Origin of the sequence: Nostoc sp. CHAB 5715, assembly GCF_020829685.1 — a bacterium.
Classification (GTDB): Bacteria; Cyanobacteriota; Cyanobacteriia; order Cyanobacteriales; family Nostocaceae; genus Nostoc.
Genome location: NZ_JAIVFR010000188.1, coordinates 1 through 9,409 on the forward strand (window position 1 = coordinate 1; position 9,409 = coordinate 9,409).

Genomic DNA, 9,409 nt, shown 5'->3' on the forward strand with positions numbered 1-9,409 from the left:
TATGTGGCGGTGGTAGTCGCAATCTCTATTTGAAACGTCGATTAGAGTTGTTGTTGCCATCAATACCAGTCTTGACTACAGATGAAGTTGGTTTGAGTGCAGATTTTAAAGAAGCGATCGCCTTTGCAGTTTTAGCCTACTGGCGACTTTTGGGTATTCCTGGCAACCTACCGACTGCGACTGGGGCACCTCTTGAAGTGCTTTTGGGAGAAATTTACCAAAGTCAGTACTCTGTGCTGAGACAGGAACATTAAAAATTCAAAACTTGTACTGAGCGTAGCCGAAGTATTCAAAACTTGTACTGAGCGTAGCCGAAGTATTCAAAACTTGTACTGAGCGTAGCCGAAGTATTCAAAATTAAAGAGAGTTTCAGACGGAAACTTCGCGTAGCCGAAGTACGGGGATTTAAACCACGATGGTTCCTGAGCGAAGTCGTTCGCGTAGCGTCCCGCAGGGAAGGACTGAAACTGAACTACGTGTTGACGTTGCGGGTCTTAAACCCTTTAATTTACGATAAACAAGATAAAAAATTTCTTCATTCAGCACTGGCTCAACGCGCCGCTATCGCTAACGCAACTTAGCACTGCTATAACTGTAGTCTTGGCGGCACTCGATCAAGACAGGGAATATAAAAGGTGGCTCATACTTTTTTATTGGAACCAGGACGCTGGACAATGCAAGGAAATTGGTTGGAACGTAATGGTATGCCAATCAGTGTCAAGGGTATGACCTTGGTAGCTTGGAATCGAGATAACTGGTTCACTATGGCTACAAAACTAATATTTCCTGGTAGCGATCGCTCCGAAATCTCTCTGCAATACAAGGGGCGGCTGCATGAGGGAGAGCGTCAGTATACTTTTTTACTCCAGCATAATATTTTGGGGCAGATTGAGGGTGAAGGCTGGATTGGTTTAGATACTATTGTGCAGCGTTATTGGGTAATAGGCGATCGTCAGCGTCGTAGTGGCTTTGAAACCCTGCACCGAATTTCGGAAGATAGATATTACCTCAGTAGTGGCATCTTGGCTGGTCATTTTTTAACTAACACAATGGAAGCTAGCCTAGAGCGTCAGTCAACCTAAAGGTAGCGCTACTATCTGTCTAGGCTGGAAGCCTGCCGCTCAAACAATGCCAATGCACTGCTTCTTCAACACCCAATGTCTCATGCTTGATTTTAAGGAGTCATCGTTTATTCTCACTGACCTACTGAGTTGTATACTAAATAAGAAATTATCAAATTATCGTTAGACTTTTAGTATTTTTACCGAACCGTGTAGTCTGGAGTCCAGTTTCATGAATCCTAAAGTCTCTGTCATTATCCCTGCTTACAATACTGAAGCTTATCTTGCCAAGGCAATAGAGTCAGTCTTAGAGCAAACGCTCACAGATATTGAAGTTATCATAGTTGATGATGCTTCAACTGATAAAACTGTAGAAGTCGCTAAAAGTTTTACTGACCCACGTCTCAAAGTAATAGTTAATCAACAAAACCTTGGGGCTGCTGCTGCGCGTAATCGTGCCCTGAAAGCAGCCCAAGGAGAATGGATTGCTGTGCTTGACTCAGATGATTGGTATGCTCCTGAAAGATTGTCCAAGCTTGTGTCTCTGGCAAACGAAAGAAGTGCAGACATGATTGCTGACGATCTTTATTTAATCAACGATGGCGAAACATCTCCTTGGAGCACATTGATTCAAGAAAGTGAAGAACGTATAGATAAAATTCTCCAAATTGATATCGTTTATTTTGTAGAAACTGATGTCTATGGACAACCAGGGTTGCATCTTGGTCTAAGCAAGCCTCTATTCAAACGAGAATTTCTGGTTAAGCACGGCATCGAGTACGATGATGCTATTAGGATGGGTCAAGATTTTTGGATTGATATGAAATGCTTAATCAAAGGAGCTCGTTTTTTCCTTGAGCCAAAACCCTATTATTTCTACCGCGCACGCCCCGGATCTCTTGTACATAAAAGCCAATTGTCACGTCTAAATCAATATTTGAATGCTAGTAATTCTTTCATGCAACAAGAAGTTGTGAAAAAAAATCCAGCTTTAATGCGTGCTATGTCTTATAATAATTCAATCTATAAAAAACATCTAGCTTACCTTAAAGTTGTAGAGCCTCTCAAGGAAGGGAAATGGTTAAAAGCATTGGCAGAAATGGGTAAAAATCCGTATTTCTTTTATGATTTTATCTCCCGATTGAACAATATTATCGAACGCCGAATTCAATACTATGTGATGGGTAATAAATCAGTTTTTGACATTTCTTATAACATACAGAGAGAACGAAAAACTACCAATTAGTACTATAGGACTCCTATTTGATTTTTGAAAAAACTCAGTACAACTCGAAAGTAGACGCGATTAATCGCGTCTCTATCGCGTCTCTACTGATTCCCTACTCCCGTTCGACTACGCCCTTCTCTACGAGAGGCTGCGCCAACGGCTACGCTCAGGACAAGCTCACGGCAAGCCTACTCCAGCCTATCGCGCTTGCGCTGGGCTTCTCTGCGAGACGCTTCTCTTTGCAGAGAGGCTTCGCCAACGCGAACGCGCACCACGCAAAGAAGTTCAGAAATCAAATCGGATTGCTATAAGCTAGAGCATTATTTACGAGGCTTGAGGGCTTGGATCTGATAAAATCTGCCCAGCACGGCTTCATGTCGTCCCCTCAGACTTTATTGATATTCAAAACTTTGCACTCATTACTGAGTTCTTAGAACTCTGTGGTGAGTGTGGTGCTACCTAATTAAAGTTTTTGGCAGATCCTAGAGTTATCTATTTAGCCAAAATTGGGCAAACTAAAATTACACCACAATGAAAGTGCAAAATGGTACAAAGCGTCATTATAAATCTACCCTTTCTGCTTGTTTGATCTGACATGTTGCACCAGTTGTAATAACCGCCTCGGTTGCAAACGGCTAGATCATACTTTCAATTTTCTAAAAGAGGACTGAAAAAGCTAGTACAGCAAGCGCAAAAATCAATATACCATTTCAAATGGCGCAAGAAGCTCGGAATACAATTATGCGTGAATGCGTGAATGCGTGACTTCCGCCTTGCGGTATGAGCCTAGAAAGTCATTTATAGGCGCAATAATCAGATATCAGTTTGAATGCACTTTTCCTCCTAAACACTTACAACCTGCTTTTGGATTCAAATTCTCTATGTCAGACCCTAACATTGGTCGCTTACTCAGCAAACGCTACCAACTCCAGGAGTTAATCGGTACTGGAGCAATGGGTCGGGTTTATCGTGCTAAAGATACTTTGTTGGGAGGTGTACCTGTTGCGGTTAAGTTTCTGGCGCTATCAATCCAAAATGAAAAGATGCGATTGCAAGACCGCTTTGAGCGAGAAGCAAAAACCTGTGCTTTACTAGGGCAAAAAAGCATTCACATTGTCCGAGTCATGGACTATGGCGTAGATGACAATAACACCCCGTTCTACGTCATGGAATACCTACAAGGACAAAGCCTGAACAATATTATTCACAAGCTAGGACTGCCTTTACCAAGATTTTTAAGTATGGCGCGTCAACTCAGCCTGGGGTTACAGTGCGCTCATGATGGCATCCCAGTTGAGGGCCATATTTGCCCAATTATCCACCGCGATGTCAAGCCAAGCAATATGCTGGTGATTCAAGATCCCAGTTTTGGAGAATTGGTCAAGGTTCTAGATTTTGGTATTGCTAAATTATTACAGTCAGATGGCGATCATACAAAATTCTATTTGGGGACATTGGCTTATTCTTCTCCCGAACAGATGGAGGGTAAGGAATTAGACAATCGTTCTGATATTTATAGTTTGGGCGTCATGATGTTTGAGATGCTCACAGGCAAAATGCCACTGGTGCCACCAATTCACTCTTTTGGAGCATGGTATAAAACACATCACTATCAAAAACCACGTTCTTTTGCTGTGATTGCGCCCGGATTAGAATTATCAAAGGAAATCGAAAATTTGGTGATGAGTTGTCTAGCTAAATTACCACGCGATCGCCCCCAAAGTATCACTGAAATCCTTAAGGTTTTAGCATCTCTGGAAAAGCCTGAGTATACACGCAAAATTAAGCAAGACAGCCAGGCGCTAGTTCCTGCTACTACAGTGAGGAATGAGCTAGAACAAAAGATAAAAGGCGATTCGCGGGTATCCTCGTCAAACGATGAAATCGCTCGTGCCATTTCCTGGCCCCAAAATAAACCAGTTGCCGATATTGTGTTTCCCCAGCCCATTAATAGCAATGGGGAGCTTTTACCAGCTCTGTGGGTGATGCTACCGCAAGAGGAAATTCAAAAGCGCTTACTCTGTACTCGCTATAACCAATTTCTTTTTATCTCTATTCCCCATCCCATGCTGCTATGGATTACTGTCATCTACAACCGCAAACATAGCGCTAAATGGTTACCTTACTACCTTGATCTCAAAACCAGTCTTGGTCAAGAAATTGCCCGGTTACTACAGCACACAGGTTACTATCGTCTGTTGTTCTTTGCACGAGAAACACCAAATCGCTGTACCCATATCTTACATTCCAGCATCGCTTCTGCCCAGCGCCAACGACTGCAAGAGTGGCTCGCAATGAGCAACACATTGATGTCTCCTACCGACCCGCAAATTAGTAAAAGCTTACTCAAAAGTGAGTATGAAAAGATTAAGCCTCAAATTCTCGCAAAACTGGAAAGTATTGATACAGATTCTCCATACGATCTTTCCAGCTAGGAATAATTTCTTTATGTTACATGTCTTATATGTAACTAAGGGGTGGTTTCTGGATGAATGTAAACTTTTATAAACAAAATATATATAAAGATGTAAGTTCTAGTTATATGTATAAAGAGTGAAAAAACTAGCTGCTAAATCAGGGCTATTTCAATTCTCTCTCAATCTTTCTGTGTATATATTCCGGTAGATTGTAAATTTACGCAGGTTAAATTCCACACTAGACGAACCAAAAGGAAGTCTGTCTAAAGCCAAAAGTAGATTTGTACTACAAAATTAAAGTAAGTTTAGACTCTAGCAGATATATCGTCGAAAAGTTTAGTCCTTGTTAGTTTTTTGAATTTAATTTTTGTCCAACCTTTGCAGAATTGGTTATCGAAGTTGACGCCCCGACATCCCCAGCTCTTTTCCTCCTTGGAACCAAGCAAGAGAAGGAGGTCGCCCACTGCGACAGTAGAACGACTCTATGCCATAGTGGAACCGGAATCTAAGCCCCACTGGTGCTTAAGAAGCTCTTGATAAGTTGCCTCGCGCACGACCATTTGCTCATAGAGCTTTACTAAAAAGTCTTTAGCTTGATCGTGGCTCATATTTTGTACCTGAGTAGCAAATGAGCAAATACTGAATTGCTGTTCTAAGGATAGTTTCATTGGTTGGTTCATAATTAACTCCGAAAAAACAACGAGTAAAGGTGATATCGTTTACAGAAGTCCAAATGGGATAATATTTGGACTGATATCTGTCCAACATTTGTTCTTCCGTATTACGAAAGATAACAATTGTTTGACACATTGCCCACATCCGAAGTGTGGACTTTTTCTGCTCTGATATCTTGCACCTAATCCTAGTGATATACTACCCAAGTCAGCCAAGCCATATTCCGGAAAATATTCTCTGTTTGGTCTTGGATAGGTATAACTGCCTATTAACTCCTTTTTGCTTTGCATAACTCTCCTTTGAGGAGATGAGCAAATTTTGTCCCGAATCCTACATATCCTTGTTTGAGAAAAACTAAGATGCTGTCTCCCTCCAAGATGGAGGAAGCTTCGGAGGGTTGGGACTTTCAGGAGGTTGGAGAATGGATGGTAATAAGCGTGAATTATAGTCCTTTTACCTTATTACGTGCAAGATGTAAATCTACCAATTTATGCAAATTTAGCCTCTTTTAGGTTACATTGGAGGCTAAAAATATTTGTATCAAATTGTAAAAAGTAAAAATGCTCATGCTGAACAAATTGCTGAGTATATCTACCGGATTTGTCATTTGTCCTTTGTCCTTTGTCCTTTGTCCCTTGTCCAATAGCTAGTAACTCTTGACCAATGACTAATGACTAATGACTAATGACTAATGACCAATGACTAATGACCAATGACTAATGACTATTTTCTTCGAGTGAGACGATGACAACTGTTATGTTATCGTGCCCTCCGTGGTCTTTGGCAGCCTCAACTAGAGAGATGGCGGCTTTATCAAGCCAAGGAGTGTTTTGGAGGCAGCTAGCAATCTTCTGTTCGACAAGTTCTTCTGTGAGACCATCACTACATAACAGCAAGCGATCGCCAGCTTTGACATCTAGTGGTTGCACATCAATATGATGCAAGTCTTCACGCCCCAAACAGCGCGATAATACATGACGAAAAGGATGCGATCGGGCTTCATCTAAGGTGATGTCACCGATTTTGATTGCCCGTGCTACCCAAGTGTGGTCTTCTGTTACTTGTTGTAATTGCGATTCTCGAAAGCGATACAGCCGCGAATCGCCAACATGAGCGCACCAGGGCGTCTCTGGGGCGCGAAAAATTACTGCTACAACCGTTGTACCCATGTCGGCGCGTTCGGGATGATTTTGCTGATCGTGCAAAATCGCTTCATTAGCACCCCACAAAGCTTGCTCTAGCAATTCATGGGAAGATTTTGAAGATTCCCAATTTGCCAGCAAATACGCCTGAATTTCTCCGGTGGCAATGCGGCTTGCTTCCTCACCTCCGGCATGACCACCCATACCATCGGCTACAACGAAAAACCGCCCCTCTGGGTCGATAAAGTAAGCATCCTGATTATTAGAACGAATAAGTCCCGGATCGCTAAAACCCGTGAAATTAAGTTTCATAAATTATTTGCAACAATTAATACATACGATCGTAACGGTCAAGGCGTAAAAGTAGTCTGATCAGGATCACTGAAAGCCCTGCTGCAATTAAACCAGGCGCTAGTGCCCACCATAGATAATTGGTAACCACTAAGATCGTAGCTGAAAGGGTGAAACCACTGATTAACAGAGCATAGCTTATTGAGAGCTGAATACTGCTCTGTCGGCGCAATAGGCGTTCAGTTTCGATAGACCGAACGCGCAGGCGCATGTCTCCCCGTTCTAGCTTCTCTAAGGTATCTTCTAATCTACGTGGTAGACCAAACGCGGTACTACTTACCTGAGCTGCTTGACGACTTAATTCGTTAATAAAGCTATTCCCCTCAGAACCATTCATATCGGTCATAAGCTGCATTGCATACGGTTTGGCAACTTCCATAAAGTTAAACTCTGGATCTAAACCTTTGCCTACTCCTTCTAGGGTAGAAAAGGCTCGCATCACGAAAGTGAAGGTTGCTGGAAATCTAAATGGCTGATTATAAGCTATTTCGTAAAGGTCGTCACTAATTGCTGCCACTGATTGGTTTTCAAAAGGCTTATCCATGAAATGATCTAGCATGTACTGGACGGAACGCCGGACTGGGCCCATGTCATCGGTTGGGGCGATCGCACCTAAATCTATCAGAGATTGGACAACGCGATCGCCATCTTTTTGGGCAATACCAAACAGTGTTTGCATTAGTCCTTCACGGACGTTGGACTTAATCCGCCCCATCATGCCGAAATCGTAGAATATCAAAGCACCACTTGCACTAATGGCAATATTGCCTGGGTGAGGATCGGCGTGGAAAAAGCCACTATTGAGCAATTGTAGTAAATAGGCTTGAGCGCCTTGACGGGCGATCGCCTTTCGATCTAAACCTGCTGCTTCTAAAGCTTCGTATTGGCTAATTTTAATGCCAGGGAGATATTCTAAAGTCAGTACTCTGGACGTGGCGTAACGCCAGTATACTTTTAGCACGTTCACCCAATCGTAGCCGCGAAAGTTCCGACGAAAAGTATCAGCATTACGACCTTCGTTGAGATAATCAATTTCTTCCCAAAGAATACGACAACATTCTTCATAAATACCTAACCAATCTCTCCCCCGTCCCCACTTGGGATGGTTTTGAAAATAGCGGGTAATTCCCTTAAGAATTTGTAAATCTATTTCAAATAACTTCTTTAGTCCAGGACGTTGCACCTTGACGACAACCGATTCCCCAGTATGCAGCACAGCTTTGTGTACTTGCCCCAAGCTAGCAGCAGCTAAGGGAATAGGTTCAAAATTATGGAATAGTTCAGGAATTTTTTTGCCTAGTTCTTTCTCAATGGTCGCTTCTACTTGCTCATAGCTAAATGCCGGTACTTTGTCTTGTAACTTGGCTAGTTCTTCTACGTATTCACCAGGGAATATATCAGCACGGGTAGAAAACAATTGCCCGACTTTGATGAAGGTTGGCCCTAAATCCAGCAAGGTATTGCGAATCCAAACCGCCTGGGTTTTGCGTCTTACAGCTTGCTTTACCTCAGTTACTCCACCCGCGTAACTCCAAGATTGGTTGTATAGCCAAAGTTTGAACAATAAGGTCAAGACAAAAGACCAAATGTCCACAAAACGCCGTCTGCTTGAGTATTTTTCCCGATTCCAACGGTATGCTTTATCTGAATAACCTTGTTCCATATACTTTGTTTACCGTTGGTTTGCAACCGAATCTTTTGAAAGAAAAGACACTCTGATTCCTAAACTGTTTTTTCTTAAGTGTCATTTGTCCTTTATCCTTTGTCATTTGTCATTTGTACATAATAATTTTTGACCAATACAACTCTAGGAGAGGCTGCGCCAACGGCAAAGCTTAGTACAAGTGACCAATGACCAATGACTAATGACTAATGACTAAAATTTACGCAGAAGTTCTGCGATAATGTTGCAATTCTGTTCGTAACAGGGCAATTTCTGCTCGTAATTCATCAATATCTGCTTGCAAGTCACCTGATTCAGAACTGGCTTGTCCAGTACCTGTGGTAGCTTGACCACCATTAGCAGCTTCTGCTGCCCGATTTGCCCGCTCTAGAACTTCGTCTGTAAACTGGCGTAGCTGCTCTCTAGCTTCCGCATCAAATTTGCCCAGATCGCTCAAAGCATCGGTCAAGGCGACCTCTAAACGCTCATTAACTACTTCAGCTACTGCTCTGCCTACGAAAAAGGCTTGCACAAGGGGGTTACTCATAAATTTTTGTTACGTTGCACCGCAAGAGAATTATAACTTGCCTGTATGCTTTACGGCTTCTGCTGGGGAGTTAGAGATTTATGTGACGCGATGTGAGACTTCAGCCCTGGCGAATAGAAGATACTGTTGGTCGATTTACTTTCTTGTTAAACCCGCCATCCCTAAAATCCTGGTTTTGCGTTGCTTTCCCGCCCTGCAATAAATTGCGGGCTAATAGCTAAAGTGCGTTGAAACGCACTGAAATTAAGATGGATTGGGGCTGATGGGTTAGACCCCCTATCAATTCGCCAACAGTCTCATGCATGGTGGTAGGGGTATAGGGGTA

Annotated in this window: 8 protein-coding genes; 4 read left to right on the plus strand and 4 right to left on the minus strand. The window is 42.6% G+C overall.

The annotated features are described in order from the left end of the window. From LC574_RS12560 to LC574_RS12575, 4 genes are all read left to right on the plus strand, one after another. A partial coding sequence (locus LC574_RS12560; RefSeq protein ID WP_229453829.1) for an anhydro-N-acetylmuramic acid kinase occupies positions 1-254 on the plus strand: 254 nt, incomplete at its 5' end. A gap of 381 nt (positions 255-635) precedes the next feature. Further along, on the plus strand, positions 636-1,082 hold the full coding sequence (locus LC574_RS12565; RefSeq protein WP_229453830.1) for a hypothetical protein: 447 nt from the start codon (positions 636-638) through the stop codon (positions 1,080-1,082). A 211-nt stretch (positions 1,083-1,293) separates the two neighbouring features. Beyond that, entirely contained in the window at positions 1,294-2,307 is a 1,014-nt protein-coding gene (locus LC574_RS12570) for a glycosyltransferase family 2 protein (protein WP_229453831.1), read from the plus strand. An 863-nt stretch (positions 2,308-3,170) separates the two neighbouring features. Continuing rightward, entirely contained in the window at positions 3,171-4,724 is a 1,554-nt protein-coding gene (locus LC574_RS12575) for a serine/threonine-protein kinase (protein WP_229453832.1), read from the plus strand. A gap of 464 nt (positions 4,725-5,188) precedes the next feature. Here the strand turns inward: LC574_RS12575 and LC574_RS12580 are convergent, their stop codons facing one another. The 4 genes from LC574_RS12580 to LC574_RS12595 form a co-directional block, all read right to left on the minus strand. Then, positions 5,189-5,386 (minus strand): NblA/ycf18 family protein, encoded by a 198-nt coding sequence (locus LC574_RS12580; protein ID WP_041565841.1) that lies wholly within the window; start codon positions 5,384-5,386, stop codon positions 5,189-5,191. Positions 5,387-6,097: 711 nt separating this feature from the next. Then, positions 6,098-6,835: a Stp1/IreP family PP2C-type Ser/Thr phosphatase gene (locus tag LC574_RS12585; RefSeq protein ID WP_229453833.1), complete on the minus strand. Its 738-nt coding sequence runs from the start codon at positions 6,833-6,835 to the stop codon at positions 6,098-6,100. A 16-nt stretch (positions 6,836-6,851) separates the two neighbouring features. Beyond that, positions 6,852-8,537, minus strand: a complete 1,686-nt coding sequence (locus LC574_RS12590) for an AarF/ABC1/UbiB kinase family protein (protein WP_229453834.1) — start codon at positions 8,535-8,537, stop codon at positions 6,852-6,854. Positions 8,538-8,757: 220 nt separating this feature from the next. Next, positions 8,758-9,084 carry a DUF6825 family protein gene (locus tag LC574_RS12595; RefSeq protein ID WP_229453835.1) on the minus strand — a complete coding sequence of 109 codons (327 nt, stop codon included), beginning with the start codon at positions 9,082-9,084 and terminating at the stop codon, positions 8,758-8,760. Positions 9,085-9,409: the final 325 nt, after the last annotated feature.

Coding starts and splice junctions, on each gene's coding strand:
- LC574_RS12575 (WP_229453832.1), top strand. CDS start 3,171: ATGTCAGACCCTAACATTGGTCGCTTACTCAGCAAACGCTACCAACTC.
- LC574_RS12590 (WP_229453834.1), bottom strand. CDS start 8,537: ATGGAACAAGGTTATTCAGATAAAGCATACCGTTGGAATCGGGAAAAA.
- LC574_RS12570 (WP_229453831.1), top strand. CDS start 1,294: ATGAATCCTAAAGTCTCTGTCATTATCCCTGCTTACAATACTGAAGCT.
- LC574_RS12595 (WP_229453835.1), bottom strand. CDS start 9,084: ATGAGTAACCCCCTTGTGCAAGCCTTTTTCGTAGGCAGAGCAGTAGCT.
- LC574_RS12580 (WP_041565841.1), bottom strand. CDS start 5,386: ATGAACCAACCAATGAAACTATCCTTAGAACAGCAATTCAGTATTTGC.
- LC574_RS12585 (WP_229453833.1), bottom strand. CDS start 6,835: ATGAAACTTAATTTCACGGGTTTTAGCGATCCGGGACTTATTCGTTCT.